Annotated in this window: 19 protein-coding genes and 1 tRNA gene; 6 read left to right on the forward strand and 14 right to left on the reverse strand. The window is 54.1% G+C overall.

Translation table 11 applies throughout. From position 1 onward, the window contains the following. Positions 1–560 precede the first annotated feature (560 nt). Entirely contained in the window at positions 561–2795 is a 2235-nt protein-coding gene (gene gspD / locus LT85_RS15400; RefSeq protein WP_081992426.1) for a type II secretion system secretin GspD, read from the forward strand. 102 nt (positions 2796–2897) lie between these two features. On the opposite strand, the gene LT85_RS25475 is transcribed toward gspD, so the two are convergent. After that, on the reverse strand, positions 2898–3083 hold the full coding sequence (locus LT85_RS25475; protein ID WP_156117550.1) for a hypothetical protein: 186 nt from the start codon (positions 3081–3083) through the stop codon (positions 2898–2900). 62 nt (positions 3084–3145) lie between these two features. Next, positions 3146–3805 carry a terminase small subunit gene (locus LT85_RS15405; protein WP_052135230.1) on the reverse strand — a complete coding sequence of 220 codons (660 nt, stop codon included), beginning with the start codon at positions 3803–3805 and terminating at the stop codon, positions 3146–3148. 242 nt (positions 3806–4047) lie between these two features. Here LT85_RS15405 and LT85_RS27325 point away from each other — a divergent pair, with 242 nt between their 5' ends. Both LT85_RS27325 and LT85_RS25480 read left to right on the forward strand, forming a co-directional pair. Then, positions 4048–4179, forward strand: a complete 132-nt coding sequence (locus LT85_RS27325; protein WP_301280467.1) for a hypothetical protein — start codon at positions 4048–4050, stop codon at positions 4177–4179. Positions 4180–4559: 380 nt separating this feature from the next. Further along, complete coding sequence (locus LT85_RS25480; RefSeq protein ID WP_052135231.1) at positions 4560–5018, forward strand: RICIN domain-containing protein; 459 nt, start codon at positions 4560–4562, stop codon at positions 5016–5018. 193 nt (positions 5019–5211) lie between these two features. Here LT85_RS25480 and LT85_RS15415 read toward each other — a convergent pair whose 3' ends face one another. The 5 genes from LT85_RS15415 to LT85_RS15430 all read right to left on the reverse strand — a co-directional run bounded on the left by LT85_RS15415 (position 5212) and on the right by LT85_RS15430 (position 7000). Next, a complete protein-coding gene (locus tag LT85_RS15415) occupies positions 5212–5394 on the reverse strand; it encodes a hypothetical protein (protein ID WP_038490328.1) in 183 nt (60 codons plus the stop codon). An 81-nt stretch (positions 5395–5475) separates the two neighbouring features. Then, on the reverse strand, positions 5476–6165 hold the full coding sequence (locus LT85_RS15420; protein WP_038490332.1) for a helix-turn-helix domain-containing protein: 690 nt from the start codon (positions 6163–6165) through the stop codon (positions 5476–5478). An 18-nt stretch (positions 6166–6183) separates the two neighbouring features. Next, a complete protein-coding gene (locus LT85_RS15425) occupies positions 6184–6528 on the reverse strand; it encodes a hypothetical protein (protein ID WP_156117551.1) in 345 nt (114 codons plus the stop codon). Between the two features lie 56 nt (positions 6529–6584). Beyond that, entirely contained in the window at positions 6585–6821 is a 237-nt protein-coding gene (locus tag LT85_RS27685; RefSeq protein WP_437177272.1) for a RusA family crossover junction endodeoxyribonuclease, read from the reverse strand. Continuing rightward, positions 6719–7000: a RusA family crossover junction endodeoxyribonuclease gene (locus LT85_RS15430; protein WP_253273563.1), complete on the reverse strand. Its 282-nt coding sequence runs from the start codon at positions 6998–7000 to the stop codon at positions 6719–6721. The genes LT85_RS27685 and LT85_RS15430 overlap by 103 nt, the downstream gene beginning before the upstream one ends. A 13-nt stretch (positions 7001–7013) precedes the next feature. Between LT85_RS15430 and LT85_RS26670 the strand changes: the two genes are divergently transcribed. Beyond that, positions 7014–7418 (forward strand): hypothetical protein, encoded by a 405-nt coding sequence (locus LT85_RS26670; protein WP_156117552.1) that lies wholly within the window; start codon positions 7014–7016, stop codon positions 7416–7418. A 24-nt stretch (positions 7419–7442) separates the two neighbouring features. Here LT85_RS26670 and LT85_RS15440 read toward each other — a convergent pair. The 6 genes from LT85_RS15440 to LT85_RS15465 all read right to left on the reverse strand — a co-directional run bounded on the left by LT85_RS15440 (position 7443) and on the right by LT85_RS15465 (position 12750). After that, positions 7443–7517, reverse strand: a tRNA-Val gene (locus tag LT85_RS15440). Between the two features lie 94 nt (positions 7518–7611). Continuing rightward, positions 7612–9879, reverse strand: a complete 2268-nt coding sequence (locus LT85_RS15445; RefSeq protein ID WP_038496441.1) for a RelA/SpoT family protein — start codon at positions 9877–9879, stop codon at positions 7612–7614. A 10-nt stretch (positions 9880–9889) separates the two neighbouring features. Next, positions 9890–10240: a RidA family protein gene (locus LT85_RS15450; RefSeq protein WP_038490341.1), complete on the reverse strand. Its 351-nt coding sequence runs from the start codon at positions 10238–10240 to the stop codon at positions 9890–9892. A 33-nt stretch (positions 10241–10273) separates the two neighbouring features. Continuing rightward, positions 10274–11140: an alpha/beta fold hydrolase gene (locus LT85_RS15455; RefSeq protein WP_038490344.1), complete on the reverse strand. Its 867-nt coding sequence runs from the start codon at positions 11138–11140 to the stop codon at positions 10274–10276. Between the two features lie 233 nt (positions 11141–11373). After that, positions 11374–12027, reverse strand: coding sequence for a 3-oxoacid CoA-transferase subunit B (locus LT85_RS15460; protein ID WP_038490347.1), 654 nt, complete (start codon positions 12025–12027; stop codon positions 11374–11376). Positions 12028–12048: 21 nt separating this feature from the next. After that, a complete protein-coding gene (locus LT85_RS15465; protein WP_038490350.1) occupies positions 12049–12750 on the reverse strand; it encodes a CoA transferase subunit A in 702 nt (233 codons plus the stop codon). Between the two features lie 112 nt (positions 12751–12862). Between LT85_RS15465 and LT85_RS15470 the strand changes: the two genes are divergently transcribed. After that, a complete protein-coding gene (locus LT85_RS15470; RefSeq protein WP_038496444.1) occupies positions 12863–13432 on the forward strand; it encodes a PAS and helix-turn-helix domain-containing protein in 570 nt (189 codons plus the stop codon). Between the two features lie 3 nt (positions 13433–13435). Here the strand turns inward: LT85_RS15470 and LT85_RS15475 are convergent, their stop codons facing one another. Continuing rightward, positions 13436–13855, reverse strand: coding sequence for an acyl-CoA thioesterase (locus LT85_RS15475; protein ID WP_038490353.1), 420 nt, complete (start codon positions 13853–13855; stop codon positions 13436–13438). A 251-nt stretch (positions 13856–14106) separates the two neighbouring features. Between LT85_RS15475 and LT85_RS15480 the strand changes: the two genes are divergently transcribed. After that, a complete protein-coding gene (locus LT85_RS15480) occupies positions 14107–15798 on the forward strand; it encodes an electron transfer flavoprotein-ubiquinone oxidoreductase (RefSeq protein WP_081992428.1) in 1692 nt (563 codons plus the stop codon). The last annotated feature ends 11 nt before the right edge of the window (positions 15799–15809 follow it).

The following is a 15809-nucleotide window of genomic DNA, read 5'->3' on the forward strand; positions in this document are numbered from 1 at the left end:
GTGCGCAATAAGAGTCCTCAATCGAACAGCAATTTCAACCTGCGCTCTGTGGTCGATATTCTTGAGGCTGCCAATAATTTTTGGCTTGTAATCGTAAAAAATACTCTTCCGGATCTTGAGTTCTTCATGACTAGCTCTCCATCAGCTCGGTCACTAAGCTGACATTGGGATACTTGGAAGGGGTAAGGTCACTCTCTATCGATACATGGCATCGGCAATAAGTAACTTAATATTTCAAACATTTGTTTCAATCGGAGATTGACGAAAGAATGACTTAACGGCAGCTATTTGACATATATTTTCTACAAAAATAACAAAATCCGGCATTGTTATCGGTGCTTAAAAATAACTCAACCATATAGGCTTCATTATTATTCGCCCTATCAAGTTCATGTTTACATTACCTTTGCGAACCCTCCACTGGATACCAATTCTAAGGTAACAATGATTTACATTTGTTGCCAACTTGAAAATATTTCTCTTGACCATGTAACTCAATGTAACTACATTCCTCTTCAGCAATATCTATTCTCAATGTCCCACCACAATACGAAGCCTTTATGCCAAAACCTATGTTTCGCGCCGCTTTTATTGTTATCTTGCTGGTCTGTACGACTAGAGTACAACCAGTGTTTGGAGTGCCAACTAAAGTTAATTTGACCGATGGCACAGCAGACCAGGCAACGATGAGTTTTGTGGGTGCAGACATTGAGTCTGTCATCAAGGCAATTGGGCAGTACACCAATACGACCTTCATCATAGATCCGCGCGTCAAAGGGACCATCAATCTGGTATCGGAAATGCCAATTGGAAAAAATCAGGCTTTTGATTTACTGGCATCAACCCTTAGATTGCAGGGCTATACGGTAGTGCGTGGTGATGGTTTCGTAAAGGTAGTGCCTGAAGCAGATGCCAAACTCCAGGTCGCGTCGACCCGCGAAACAAGCGTCAGGGGAGACCAGATTGCAACACAGATTTTTACGCTGAACTACGAATCTGCCGCAAATATTTTACCCGTTCTGAGGCCGTTGATTTCGCCAAACAATACAATCAACGCCAACCCTGGCAACAACACCTTGGTGGTGACCGATTACGCGGAAAATCTGCGGCGTCTGGGAAAAATGATTGCAGCGCTCGACGTTCCAGCAGCTAGCGATATGGATATAGTACCAATACGCTATGCTATTGCCAGCGACGTCGCTGTACTGCTCAGTAAAATGCTGGATTCGGGAGGCACGACTGGTACCAATCCCAGCGATAGTACTCGCACTATGATTCTGGCCGATCCACGCACCAATTCGCTGCTCATTCGGGCACCGTCCATAGGGCGTGCCAACTTGGCCAAATCATTGATCGCAAAGCTTGACCAAGCAACTACCAGCGCAGGAAATATCCACGTAGTTTACTTAAAGAATGCCGATGCCGTTAATCTGGCAAAAACCTTACGCTCCATCACATCCTTTGACACTTCGACACTAACATCAGAGTCGTCTGGACGCGCTAGCTCGGGAAAAATGCTGCAAAGCTCGAGCACTGGAAATTCAGGAGGTATGTCGCAGACTTCAGGTGCAGGAGCTTCAGATGCTACAGCTTCAAATTCCGCGCCTTCCGAGAAGTCATTGTCGTCAAGCGGAGGAAGCGCAGCAGGCTTTATTCAGGCAGATCGCACCACCAATACCTTGATCATTACGGCGAGCGATCCAGTCTATCGCAACCTTCGCAGCGTGATTGATCAGCTCGATACACAAATTGCTCAAGTTCATGTTGAAGCGCTGATAGTTGCAGTAACGGACTCTGCTGCAAGTGAAATCGGTGTGCAATGGGCAGCCCTGAGCGGAGACAAGAATAGCTCTTACCGCAGATTTGCTGGCACCGGATTTACTGGCAACCAAACAGGAGTCAATCCCACCAATCCGAGTGCGAACTTACTCAGCGCAGGAATTGCTAGTGCTTTTAAGAACAATTCGGGCACCCCAACAACTATCGGTGGCGGCATGCAAATTGGCATAATTCGCCAGATTGCCGGTCAAATAGGTCTTGGCGCACTAGCCAGCGCTCTAAACGGTACTAATGGCGGCAATGTATTATCACTTCCCAGTTTAACTGTGGAAGACAATCATGAAGCGAAGATGCTAGACGGAAAAAACGTCCCCGTTACATCTGGCTCGCAGCTTCAAGTTGGAAACGCCAACAGCGTTCCATTCAATACAGTCGATCGAAAGGATGTCGGCACCGCATTGAAAATAACACCGCATATTTTATCGGGTGGCACTATGCGCCTGGAAATTGCGCAAGAAGTTTCATCAGTTGACAGTGTTTCCGCAGCTGCAACACAAAATTTAGGCCCCACCTTCACTACTCGCTCCATGAATACAACCGTTGTGGTTAACGACGGCGATATTGTCGCACTGGGCGGCTTGATTCAAGACAATCACCAAAGCAACGTTCAAAAAGTACCATGGCTGGGAGATATCCCGCTTATCGGCAATTTCTTCAAATATCAATCTGCCTCTCGCGACAAAACTACGTTGATGATATTCCTCCGTCCCTCCATTATTCGTTCGCAGCAAGATAACGACGCTGTGGTAGCAAGCCGTTACGACTATCTCCGAACCGCTCAGATCAAAGTGCAGCCGGATAAAAGCATATTGACCGACTTCGGCTCCTCAGTTCTGCCACGCTTGGAAGATGGTGGGCCATTTATCGATTTACGCAAATCTCTCAACAGTAAAGAGACGCCATCTAGCTCAACAGTTGCTCCCACACAGGATCTACTGAACAATAAATTGGAATGAGCATGTGCTGTTGATTCGTGCTCTTATACGTGCTGCGACGAGCTCACCTCCCGTTTCAAGACGCTCGTCATAGCTACTTCGGCATTCTGGCTAAAGCGAATATCAACACTCTCGTCCGCGCTCTTCATCCACCTGGCGTTGGCGCTCCTGAACGCGCTGCATGGCGCCGGCGAACCGCTCTTCCAGCGCTTCCCGGGTGTAGCTCTTCTCTACAGCGTCGGCCAGCTTGTCTTTATACAGGCCAAAGTGACGGGCCAGCTTATCCAGGGCATCCGTTTGATTGTGCATCTGGATTTCGAGTCCGTCCTTGGTCTGTTTCACACCGGCATACAGCGGCAGGCTCTCACGGCCTAGCTTGCGGGTGTCAGTAAAAAATGGGCGCCCAACTCCCTCGCCCCAGCACTCCGGACAATCTGGATGCGGATCACGGTTACCATGGAAGCCAAGGCCGCCCTTATCGTCCCAGTCCAGCTCAGGGAGTTCATCCAGCGCGCGCTTGGCGTTGCTATCGACGAGCGCTTGCTTCGCATCCCCATCTCCGCCGGCGTGAACTGATAACGATGCCCCTCACCCCAGCAATAACGACAGTTCACTCGCCAGTATTGCGTCAAGCTGTTCGGATTAGCCTGAGAAATCTCCACCCACCGAGAAATCACCATGTCGCCGTCGAAAATACCCTGCTCGATGCGATCGCTCATTACCGCATCGACGGCTTGCTTGATACTAAGTTTTGCTAAGTGCTGTGCGACTTGCTCATTAGCCGTCTTTACCGAATAGCCAGCCCGGATTGCGGCCTGAGTCCCGTTCATGTCTTTGGTGTATTCGACGACGAACAACTTTACCTTGGGAGGCAGATCAAAGCCGTTGACGATCTCCTGCGCACGGCGGAGGCGCGCTTGTGCAGAACTGTCATCAGCTAAGACCTCAGGCGCGGCATCTTTCGCCGGATCCTTTGCCCCCTTCTTGGTTGCCTTGCGCGCCGGGGTTCCGGACTTAGTTACCTTAGTCATTCACACTTTCTACGCCTGCACGATCAACTCAGCCAACTTGGCAAGTCCTTTTGGCAAAATGCGCACGTGCTCCATATCAAAAAAATCCTTGAGTCGCCATTAGAGTGCATAAAAACCGCCTCCCTTTGCAGGTTTTCCACTTTCTGATGTAGCTTCCGACTTCCTGACAGGGGCTTTTACAGACATTGCCCTCTACGCTACCGGAATGTTAATCAAACCTGTCCAATTCAAACCAGCCAAACGTGCCACCGAGCGCACTAGGCATAGCAGCTGATGATCCCGCCGCTTTGCGCGACGACTACAAGAAGGAACAGGAGGCGCTGACGGTATACCTGCCGCCGGCATGTTGTTACGGCAGCGTCGGCATCCTCTGAAGCCGCTTCACGCGGCTTTTTTACGTCCCGACATTGTTGCCTTGCGATGAAAAAAGCTGTCGGCTAGGACCTGCGCGTCGAGTAACAGCAGCGCATTGCTGCGCCGCCTAAGAACGGAGCATGCGACTTTCCGCGTCCGATCAAACTCGGCGCGCGCCCCGCACAGGGCTTCAAGTCCTTCCGCTGCGCAAGCATTCTTATCTCCTGTATTGAGAAGTGCCCCTTTAGGGCTGTCAAATTTCACAGCTATTAATCACAATGTGTGGATACTAAGATGTTCTAGCGTCGTTTCGGAACCATTGATGGTCCTGGCCAGGCCGAAAATAAGTTCAAGGAAACAACGGGCGCGAAACTATTAACCACTTGAAAAGGAGTTGAAAATGTCTGAGAAATTCATTCAATGGCAGGCGAACACCCTTCTTGGCATGGGAGTGGCGGATCAAATCGACGGCGCGGCACTGGGACTTTATCCTCTCGCAGGATCTGGGGCAAATTTGGTATGGAACATCGATCTCAGCAAGAACGTAATCCTCCTCGAGGCCGGCGGACAAACATTGGCGGTTGACTTCAAAGATGGGCGAGTTTCCGCCGAGGTGCCGATTGTTCTCTCAATCTACAATGGGACGCCAACGAAATCACAGCAATGGAGCTTTACTGCGCGGAAGGGCTACATCACGTCGTTGGCGAACACTTCTCTGGTCATCGATGACAAAGTCAGGGGCACCAACCCCGGCAATCCGCTCTGGGCTTATGGCTTCAATGGCTCTGTCGCGCAGCAATGGAAACCCCAAGATCCGTATGCGTTTCTCGCATCCACAGGATCATTAGGTTTTCAGTAACCTGAATTCAAATTAGAAGTGCAACTTTGTAAAAATTGCACTTCTAATTAAAAACATAAGGCCTTAACTGCAAATTCTGCTCATGCCACTAACCACAGAACACTTCCTAAATCCCATCCGTTCGCAATCTCCCCAAGCTGGCGGCCAGTCGTAGTCTTACGGTTTTCCAGTTGCTCAACGAAAGGATGCGCTGCTATTGCGCTCCAGCCAAGTCGCTTTGCGCCTTGAGCAACTCCGGAATATTACCCACGTCGGCCTTATAGCGCCCGTTTGCCACCTCGAAGGATTGCCGAGCGCTGCGCAACAGGATGTCGGTACTTTTCAGGTTCTCCACTTCGGTACGCAGCGCCTGGTTACTTTTCCAGACTTCCAGCATGACCTGCTGTTCAACGTTCGCCAGTTCGGCTTACAGCCATATCTGATCCTGACACTATATCAGTGTACCTACCAGCCCCTTTTATGCATCGCCTTCTTTCGTAAATAATGGATAGCTACCATCGTCCGTTGCCGCTTTCGCGCGGAAATCTGCAATCATTGATCGACGTTCTACAAACTGCTTTGCCTTACACGCCCCGTCGCCGGCGGCGCCCATCGCACTCTCCAGGATCGAACCTGCCAGGACATCATTCTGGAATACCTCGTTCTTGCGGCATACCTTGTCGTACGCTTCCTGCAGCAGGCTGATTCGCTGAGTTAGACTCTCCAGGTGCGAACGTAATGGCGCCACCTCCCCGGCATTCTTGAGCAAGACAGTGACCATTGCGGCGACGTTTTGCTCGACGGTTCCCTGCACCGACCGCAGCACCGCCACCTGTTCAGCTGTGCGCGGATCTCGCTCAGGTTCATTGGAAAGCCCGAGGAGGTAATCAGTACTCACCCCATAGGCAATTGCCGCACGCACTATGAATTCCCTGGACACACTAGCCTGGCCGGCTTCAATCTTGTATAACTGCGATGAATTGCTATAACCCAAAGTCGTTGCCGCATCACGCTGGTCCAAGCGATTGAGCTTCCTGGCTAGAATGAGACGACGACATATTTCTTCTCCTCGATCATTGGCTTGACCGGCAGCACCAGGCCGCCTGTCAGCCGACGCCGAAAACGCCGCAATGTCATTAACGTATCCCATCATGTCCTCTGCCTTCATTTTGCTTTGCCAATCCGTTCATACGCCCAACTCCTGACACTGTGCAGCTACCACAGCAACTGCCGCGCTAAATACGTTGACGGGGATATGACCGAGCATTTCGTCCAATCCACCGGCGGCACAGCGAAGCGATGCAATCTCATCTGCCGACAAGCCAACCTTGCCTACCCGATCGAAGCGGTCGCAAATAGCAAGCATCGTGTTGTTGGCTCTCTCCAGCGACTCACCGCGGGTGTCAGTGTTTCCCATGGCCAGCAGCATCTTCGATAGCTGGTTGTAGGCATCCGGGCTCGGCTCAACAATCAGCAGCTCAATCGCCAGTCTCAATTCGAGCGCAAAATCGTTGCGCGTGCACCTCATCATCGGAACGAATGCTCCTCTCGGCCTATATGCCTTGCGCGGGCCCTTTGTAGCTGCCATTACAGATTGCCCTCCGCGACACCAACAGCAACTACCGCACATGCACGTTCGGCGTAATGCTTACTCGCTACCAGGCGCACTACCTGCGAGTCGTCATCCCACACAATCTCGTTGCAAGCATCCTTGATCCCCTTCACCACGTTAGCTTGCTGGTTGGCCGTAAATCGCCAGCAATAGCACGCGCTCGCTTGATCTTGGAAAAACTGACCGGGATTTGCATGTACAAGGTAACGCACAACTCCAGAGGACCCAACAACGGACTGGCGCCAAGCATTGCCGCCTTGGCTGCCCAGCTCACCTGCTGCTCGTAGGACACTGTCTTCGCCGGGCCGTACGTCCAGACTGCCCTTCCCACTCTGGCGAAACGCGGACGCCCTTTCGCTACCGGCTGACCGTCCACAACGAAATTGTTCATTGCCGCGCGCTCAATGCAGGCCAATCTCACAAATCGTGCTATGGAAGCATTGAAGCGCCAAAAAGCGTGGACATTTTCAGTTACAAGCGGACGAGTATTTCACAATCCAAATACGAAGCGCCCTTGGGCCAAGGAGCAGAATATCCGAGAGGGTTATTGGAATCCGACCTTGAAATTACTAGGCATTCGATATCGACGCCCATATTGCACCAGAGCGACCTATGCAACTATCGGCTTGATGGCAGGAGCGCGGCCAGCGTACATGGCGGCACAGCTTGGGCACGGACTAGATGTTTTTTATCGGGACTATGCGAAGTGGATTAACGACCAAGATAACGAACGGGAGATGGTCAAAATCGAAGCACAAATTAACGAAAATATCCCTGAGCTATCCCTGAGAATTTCGAAACCGGCTTAACATCTTGATTTAAAACAGAAAATTTGGTGGGAAGTACAAGTTTCGAACTTGTGACCTATCGCGTGTGAGGCGATCGCTCTACCCCTGAGCTAACCTCCCGGAGAGAGCGACATTATGCCACAAACTTTCCAGAAAACAAAGCGGGCGCCGGGAGGATTGTGAACAGCCGATCCCCGCGCCTGTGTCATCAGATTTACTGGCGCTTGGCTTCCAGCACCCCTTTCACCTCGCGGATCACCGTCAAGGCCTTTTGTAGTTGGGCGGTGGAGGCGATTTCGGCCGTGAACGCCATCCGGGCATGCGCCTTGGCGCTCTGGGTGCTGACGCCGATGACATTGATCTTCTCGCGCAGAAACACTTCCGAGATGTCCCGCAGCAAACCCTGGCGGTCGCTGGCCAGCACGAAGATATCTACCGGGTAGACGGTTTCCGCCTCTTGTGCGCCCCAAGTTGTCTGAATCACCCGCTCGGGCGCCTTGATACGCATCTCAGCGAAGTTTTTGCAGTTTTCGCGATGGATCGATACACCCTTGCCGCGCGTGATGAAGCCGACCACAGGATCGGGTGGCGCCGGCTTGCAGCACTTGGCCAACTGCGTCATCAGGCCGTCGGTGCCTACCACCAGCACACCGGATTTACCGCCATGGACCACGCTGGAGGCGCGGCTTTTACGAGTAATCGCAGCTTCCTCGAATTCGCTGGAGTTTTCTAGCGGCTTGACGCCAGGATCATCATGCAGCGCCTGTTCAACGTGGCGCAGGCTGAATTCATCCTTGCCGAGCGCCAGCAACAGGTCTTCCAGTTTGGCGAATTCCAGCTTGCGCGCCAATTCTTCCAGATTGACCGCAGTCTTGCCTTCGCGCTGCAAGGTCTTGTCCAGCAAGCTACGGCCTGTGGCCAGGGTCTCTTGTTGTTCGATTGCGTTAAACCAGGCGCGCACCTTGGAACGTGTGCGGGCACTGGCGGCGTAGCCCGGCGTCAGCCAATCGCGCGAAGGACCGGAACCGCCGGGAGCATTTTTAGCGGTGATGATTTCTACCGTCTGGCCATTCTTCAGCGGCGTATTCAGTGGCACCATGCTGCCATCCACGCGCGCCCCACGGCAACGGTGGCCGACGTCGGTGTGAAGGTAGTAGGCGAAATCGATAGGCGTGGCGCCGCTCGGCAATTCGATCACGCGCGCTTGCGGCGTCAATACGTAGATATGATCGTTGAGGGTGGCTTGCTTGAGTTTTTCCAGCCACTCGCGACGGCTGTCTTCATGCTCGACCACCGCATCCACCACTTCGTTCTTCCAGGCTAGCAGCTGCCGCAACCACGCAATTTTCTCGTCGTATTTTTGCGCCGAAAAATTGGAGCTGCCGGATTCTTTGTAGCGCCAGTGCGCCGCCACGCCGTATTCGGCAAAATGGTGCATTTCATTGGTGCGAATCTGCACTTCGAGAGCGCGGTCATCGTCGGCCAGCACCACCGTGTGCAGCGACTGATAGCCGTTCTGCTTCGGCCGTGAAATATAATCGTCGAACTCTTTCGGGATCGGCACCCAGATGTTATGGACGATGCCGAGCACCGTATAGCAGGTCTTGACGTCGTCGACGATCACACGGAATGCACGGACGTCGTACAGCTCGGAAAAATCAAGATCCTTGCCTTGCATCTTGTTCCAGATGCTGAAAATGTGCTTGGGCCGCCCTGAGACTTCAGCCTTGATGTCAGCCGCCGCCAGTTCGCTGCGCAAGCGCGTGATGGCCGCATCCACAAAACCCTCGCGCTCGATGCGTCGCTCTTCCAGCATCTTGGCGATGCGCTTGTAGGTGACCGGATCGATAAAGCGAAATGACAGGTCTTCCAGTTCCCACTTGAGCTGCCAGATCCCGAGCCGGTTGGCCAGCGGCGCATAGAGATCGAGCGTCTCGCGCGCGTATTGACTGGTGCGCTCGTTTTCGATCTTGTGCTCGGCAAAATAGCGCAATGCGGTGACCCGCGAGGCCAGCCGCACCAGCACCACGCGCATGTCAGTGGCCATCGCCAGCAGCATCTTGCGTAAGGTTTCGACCTGGCTTGCGGCCTGCTGCGCGGCGTTCTTGCCACGCATGACTTCTTGTGGCAAGCCGAAGGTAAAGCCGTGCAGGCGCATCAGTTGCCGGATGCCGCCGACCAGATCTGAAATCTCCTTGCCGAAGCGCTGTTCGATGGTATCGGCATAGCTGGCGTCAAGCAGCGGCAGTTCAAACAGCAGAGCCGCGATGCGGGTCTCTACATCGGTATCGAGCAAAGCCAGGATGCTGGCCACTCCCTGAGAAAAATCGAGCGCGCTCTGGCCGGTGGTGATGACATTGTCAGCATACAGCGGTTCGACGAATGCCAGCGCATCGAGTACGCGCGCGCTATCCGCATCGCTCAGGCCGGCGGTGCATAACTGGATTTGCGTAGCGCGTTGTGTTGCAGTGAGCGAAACCATGCTGACATCTTTATTTTTGTGCTGCAACCACGATAATTTCTATCAAAATTTCCGGACGTGCGAGTTTGGCCTCTACCGTCGCGCGCGGCGGCGCACTGCTGGTGGAGACCCATTCGTCCCAGATCAGGTTCATGCCATCGAAATCCTTGACGTCGGCCAGGTAGATCTGACACGACAAGATGTGATGCTTGTCGCTGCCCGCTTCAGCCAGCAAACGGTCGATATGACTGAGCGTTTCACGTGTCTGGCCCTCGATGTTCTGGGTGGTGTCCTCGGCCAGCTGGCCAGCCAGGTACACGGTACCGTTATTGATGGCGGCTTCCGAAAGTCTCTTGCCGACGTGCAGGCGCTGGATAGTCATGATGCGTCTCCTATAAATGCAATGAACAACAAATCAGCCGATCAGGAAATCGCTGACAATTTCAATCTGGTCGGTATGCAGTAGCGTTGGAGCATGGCCGACGCCGGCCAGTTCCACCAGCTTGGCTTTCGGCCCGGATTGCGTCATCAGTTGCGCGGTCTCGACAGACAGCAAATCGGACTGCTCACCGCGCACCAGCAATGTCGGGCAAGTAATCGCCTTATAGGCATTCCACAGCAGCGTTTCCGCCAACTTGAATGCTTCCGGGTTGGTCGACTTGAACGGCTCAGCCAGCTTCAAATCGTAATGGCGTATCCATTCGCCTTGCGCGTTCTGGCGCAGAACATCGGCCGCCAGCTTGCGCCACTCGGCGTCCGTATGCGGACCGAAAGAAGCAGAGATAGAGCGAATATAGGCTGCGGCCTCATCAAAGGTAGCGAAGCGCATGTCGGCGCCGATATATTCGCCGATACGCCCCATCGCATCCGGATTCAGGCTGGGACCGACATCGTTCAAGACCAGTTTGCGTATTGGATTTTCCGGAAGCGAAGCCAGGCCGATACCGATCAGGCCGCCCATCGAAGTGCCGACCAGGTCGACGGTTTCGGCGTTGAGACGCGCCAACAGAGTAACCACATCGTTCAGGTATTGCGGCAGTACATAGTATTGCGGATCGCGCAGCCAGCCTGAGCGACCGCGGCCCACGATGTCCGGACACACTACCCGATAGGTGTCGCAGACGGCACGCGCCAGCTGGTCAAAATCGTCCGATACGCGGGTCACGCCATGCAGGCACAGCAACACATTCGGATTGTGCGGATCGCCCCATTCCTGATAGGCCATTTTATGCAGGCCGGAGGGAGAAATACATTGAACAGACTTGTGCGTGGCGATGGTCATTCGAACCCCGTTTCGGTTAAAGCTTGCTGGGCGACGGCAAACTTGCGCTCCGGGCTAGCCGGGCAGCGCATTTTGCTTTGCGGATATGCAACATCTTATCGCATATGACCCCACCCTTGCACCTTACCTGAAAGATTAGGGCTGATGTACGTGCACGAAAAGAAAAACGGCGTCTGACACCAAGTGTCAAACGCCGCTTTTATCCGGAAAGAATCCGGCTGCTTATTCCCGTCTCAGTGCAGTGCGCTCAGATCCAGCTCAGCACCGGTTTGCGCAACAATGTCTTCCCGGCTCACGTCCGGCGCCAGTTCGATCACCTTCAAGCCTTGCGCCGTCACGTCCATCACACCCAGATCGGTAATGATGCGGTTCACCACGCCGACGCCGGTCAGCGGCAGGTTGCAAGCGTCGAGAATCTTGTGCGAAGTCGAGCCGTCCTTGGCCTTGGCCACATGCTCCATCAGCACCACTACCCGGCCCACGCCGGCCACCAGGTCCATCGCTCCGCCCATGCCTTTGACCAGCTTGCCAGGAATCATCCAGTTGGCCAGGTCGCCATTTTTGGAAACCTGCATCGCGCCGAGAATGGCGATGTTGATTTTACCGCCGCGTATCATCGCGAATGAATCGGCAGAGCTGAAATATGCCGATCCCGGCAGCGACGTCACAGTCTGCTTGCCGGCGTTGATCAGGTCGGCGTCGACTGCGTCTTCGGTCGGGAACGGACCAATGCCGAGCAAGCCGTTTTCCGATTGCAGCCAGACTTCGATTTCTTTCGGTACATGATTGGCAACCAGCGTCGGCAAACCAATGCCGAGGTTGACGTAGAAACCATCTTGCAATTCTTGCGCCGCGCGCGCGGCCATTTCGTCACGTGTCCATGCCATTTTGTTCTCCTGGTCTACGTTTTATTGTGCTGGACGAACAGTGCGCTGTTCGATCCGCTTTTCCGGCGTCGCATTGACTACGATGCGATGCACAAATATGCCTGGCGTGTGGACCTGGTCCGGATCGATCTCGCCGACTTCCACCAGATGCTCCACCTCGACCACGGTGATCTTGCCGGCCATGGCGACATTCGGATTGAAATTGCGGGCAGTCTTGTTGAACACCAGATTGCCGCTGCGATCAGCCTTGTAGGCTTTAACCAGAGAAACATCAGCTACCAGCGAACGCTCCATCACATATTTGGCGCCGTCGAATTCACGTATTTCCTTGCCTTCGGCGACCAGGGTGCCGACACCGGTTTTAGTAAAAAATGCGGGGATGCCGGCACCGCCTGCGCGCAATTTCTCCGCCAGGGTGCCTTGCGGCGTAAATTCCAGCTCAAGTTCGCCGGCCAGGTATTGGCGCTCGAATTCCTTGTTCTCTCCAACATAAGAGGCGATCATTTTCTTGATTTGACGGGTGGTCAGCAATTGTCCGAGGCCGAAGCCGTCGACGCCGGCATTGTTGGAAATCGCGGTCAGTTGTTTCACGCCTGAATTGCGCAACGCCAGGATCAGTGCTTCGGGGATACCGCACAGTCCGAAGCCGCCTACGGCGATGGTCTGGCCATCTTTGACTATGCCGGCCAACGCGCTTGCCGCGTCAGGATAAACTTTGTTCATGCCATGCCTCCTGTTTGTGTAAACTCTAGCCATTATTGCTTTGCTCTTGGTCTGTTAGCATATGACGAAGCAATGCTTCCAACAATACCGTAAAACTACGAATTCTTATCTTTTGTCTAATTCCGCTATTGATTATCAGACTATCTTTGCCCATGCGCCGATAGGGATGTGCGTTTCCGAACGCCGCATCATGCAAGTGTGCAACCTGGCGCTGACGCGGATGTTCGGCTACCAGCCGGAGGAATTGAACGGCCAGTCGTTCCAGCTACTGTACCCGACCCAGGATGAGTTTGAACGCACCGGAGCGCGCATCGTTCCGATCATGAACGCAAAAGGCATCTATTCGGATGAGCGCATCATGCGGCGCGCCAGCGGCGAGTTGTTCTGGTGCCATGTCACCGGCCACGCGCTGGTGCCGGAAGATACCCATGCAGCCGGTATCTGGACCTTTGAAGACTTGAGTGAAAAGCGCCGCGCCTCGGCAGTGTTGTCGCCGCGCGAGCGCGAAATTGCTGCGCTGCTGGTGGAAGGGAAAACCAGCAAGCTGATCGGCAAGCAGATCGGTCTGAGCCCACGCACAGTGGAAATGCACAGGGCGAATCTGATGAAGAAATTTGAAGCGTCGACTTCCAGCGAACTGGTGCACCGCCTGCTTGGCATTACGCAGGCGGAACGATTTTAAGGTCTAGACGGACAATACAGGATTAGTCAGCAATTGGCGCAGGTCGTCCGGCAAGGGCATCGATTTTTCCGCGTCGAAATCGACCCAGACAATCTTCGCAGTACCTTCGGCGAACACCACATCCGGCATATCGGCGCGGCGGATTTCGTAGCTGGCTTCGAAACTGGAGCGGCCGATGGCGCCGATGTAGGATTTGACTTCGACTTCACAAGGATATTTCAATTGACGCAAGAAGCTGCATTGCGCGTTGACCAACACCGGACCGTGGCGCGAGTCGAAATCACTGCCGAGCTGCTGCAGCCATTCGATCCGCGCCTGCTCCATATAACGGAAGTAAATCGTGTTGTTGACGTGACCGAGTGCATCCATATCGCCCCAGCGCATGGCGATACGGGTGGTGTGGACGTGTTTTTTGGTTTCCATGGTTCTAACTTTCCTGAATACTGTGCCGTATCGTCGGATACCATGCGAGGAACCCTACTAAGCACCGACGAAACCTAGCATTCTGCCGCAAAATCCCCGACAATTAGCACATCCGTTCGAAAATTAAATCGGGACTTACGCAAAATGTCGCCAGCTAGGTATGCTGACGAAGATAGTACGAAGGTACTGCCAGACGGCATAACGCCGCTGGCGGGATTTTGCGTAAGTCCTCCATTATAGGCAAAGAGACAATGACTCCAACCCCAGGGCAAAACCAGCAGAACCTCCTCGAGCAATACGGTCCACGCGAAGCGATGGAATACGATGTCGTTGTCGTCGGCGGCGGTCCGGCTGGCTTGGCGGCGGCAATCCGCCTGAAACAGCAGGCCGCGGAACAAGGACGTGAAGTATCCGTCTGCGTACTGGAAAAAGGCAGCGAAATCGGCGCCCACATCCTGTCCGGTGCTGTGATGGACCCGCAAGCCCTGACCGAACTGCTGCCAAACTGGAAAGAACTGGGTGCGCCGCTGACCACCGAGGTCAGCGAAGACCGCTTCCTGTTCCTAACTGAGAACAAGGCCTACAAGACACCTAACTGGCTGTTACCGGCCTGCTTCCAGAATCATGGCAATTACGTCATCTCGCTAGCCAATGTAGTGCGCTGGATGGGCCAGCAGGCAGAGACCCTGGGCGTGGAGATCTTTCCCGGCTTTCCGGCCGCTGAAGTCCTGTACAACGAAGACGGTTCGGTCAAGGGCGTCGCCACCGGCAACATGGGCGTGGATCGCCACGGCCAACCAACCGACGCTTTTCAGCTCGGCATGGAACTGCGCGCAAAATACACCTTGTTTGCGGAAGGCGCGCGCGGCCATCTGGGCAAGCAGCTGATGGCGAAATTCGACCTCAATAAAGGCAAGGACCCGCAGACCTACGCCATCGGCATCAAGGAATTGTGGGAAATCGATCCAAAGCTGCACCAGCCGGGCCTGGTGGTCCATACGGCCGGCTGGCCGCTGGATACCCAGACCTACGGCGGCTCTTTCCTTTACCACCTGGAAAACAACCAGGTAGCGGTCGGTTATGTGGTTGGCCTGGCTTATGAGAATCCCTATCTGTCGCCTTATGAAGAATTCCAGCGCTACAAGACGCATCCGGAAATCAGCAAGTTTTTCCAGGGCGGCAAGCGGATTTCCTACGGCGCCCGCGCAATTACCGCCGGCGGCCTGCAATCGCTGCCCAAGCTGACCTTCCCGGGCGGCGCTTTGATCGGTTGTGACGCCGGCTTCCTCAACGCTAGCCGCATCAAGGGCAGCCATGCGGCGATCAAGACCGGCATGCTGGCGGCAAACGCAGCTTTCGAAGCGCTGGGCAACAACCGCCAGTTTGACGAACTGACCGCTTACAGCCAGGCGTTCGAACAATCCTGGTTACGCGAAGAACTGCACAAGGCGCGCAATTTCAAACCTTGGATGAGCAAGGGCCTGTATCTCGGCACCTTGATGGTCGGTATCGATCAGGTTGTATTCGGCGGCAAAGCGCCGTGGACCTTGCGCCACACGCATGCCGATCACGAATGCCTGAAGCCGGCCGCCAATTATTCGCCGATAAAATATCCAAAGCCGGATGGCAAGCTGACCTTCGACCGCCTGTCGTCGGTATTCATTTCCAACACCAACCACGCTGAAGACCAGCCGATCCACCTGACCTTGAAGGATCCCACAGTGCCGGTGAACGTCAACCTGCGCGACTATGCGGGTCCGGAAACACGTTACTGCCCTGCCGGCGTCTATGAATTCGTTACTAACGACGACAATACCGAGCGCCTGCAAATCAATGCGCAAAACTGTGTGCACTGCAAAACCTGCGACATCAAGGATCCGACGCAGAATATCGTGTGGGTGACGCCGGAAGGCGGCGGCGGGCCGAACTATCCAAACATGTAATATCATCTTAA

Origin of the sequence: Collimonas arenae, assembly GCF_000786695.1 — a bacterium.
Taxonomy (GTDB): Bacteria; Pseudomonadota; Gammaproteobacteria; order Burkholderiales; family Burkholderiaceae_D; genus Collimonas; species Collimonas arenae_A.